The sequence below is a fragment of the Shewanella sp. 8A genome, assembly GCF_023475945.1.
GTDB classification, from domain to species: Bacteria; Pseudomonadota; Gammaproteobacteria; order Enterobacterales; family Shewanellaceae; genus Shewanella; species Shewanella xiamenensis.
This window is the reverse complement of record NZ_JAMDJP010000095.1, coordinates 1-781: the sequence shown is the minus strand read 5'-3', so window position 1 is coordinate 781 and position 781 is coordinate 1. Positions and strand designations below refer to the sequence as shown.

The 781-nt window shown below is 47.8% G+C and carries 1 protein-coding gene and 1 pseudogene; both read right to left on the bottom strand.

Annotated elements, in window-relative coordinates:
- Positions 1 to 75: pseudogene (locus M0413_RS22675) on the bottom strand (valyl-tRNA synthetase); the annotation flags it as partial.
- A 171-nt stretch (positions 76 to 246) separates the two neighbouring features.
- On the bottom strand, positions 247 to 781 hold a 535-nt coding region (locus M0413_RS22670; RefSeq protein WP_249555746.1), incomplete at its 5' end, for a substrate binding domain-containing protein.

Below are 781 nucleotides of genomic sequence, written 5' to 3'. Positions count from 1 at the left end.
TACAACGCCTAATTTAAAGGCTAAGGTGTAATCTCGTTGTGTGCGCTTACGGCTTGAGTTAATTGATGTTGTCATAAAGAAGTCCTCTTTATGTCAACGTATTTCAGGACGGGACACCTAAACGCAAAAAGCCTAGCCAATTCGCTAGGCTTTTTTGTTATCTCAATGGCCATGGTCACTCAACATGGGGGGGTGAACAAAGGAGTGGCGATGTCAGTAAAGGTGAATGCCGCTGCGATAAAGTGCCTAGCCCATCAAGGATTGCAGGCTTTCTTGGCTGCTAAAGCGTTTGACGAAAAAGTCCAAGAAAGCGCTGATATTGGTGGCTAATTGTCTGCGGCTCGAATACACCCCGTAGACCTTAAAGGGTTCAATCGGCCATTCCTGTAAGATTGGCACTAACTGGCCGTTGGCGAGTTCGGTTTTGCAGGCGGAGTTTGATAGCATTGCAATCCCAAAGTCATCGAGGGCTAACTGCTTAACCATAATCGGGCTATTGACCCTGACTTTACGCTGAAAGTTTACCATGGTTTTGCGAGCCCCTTTGCCTAAGGGCCATATGGGTGCTGAGCGGGATGTCCCTAGCAGAATACCACTATGATCGCTCAGCTCCTTAGGTGTTGCGGGGGTGCCGCGTGCTTTTAAATAGCCAGGGCTTGCTACCAGAATGGGTTGACGCTCGAACAGTAATCTTGCAACAAGATCAGAGGATTGCAGTGGTCCATATTTGATAGCTATGTCATATCCTTCACCCACCAAACCGATATCGTTGTCGGTAAAC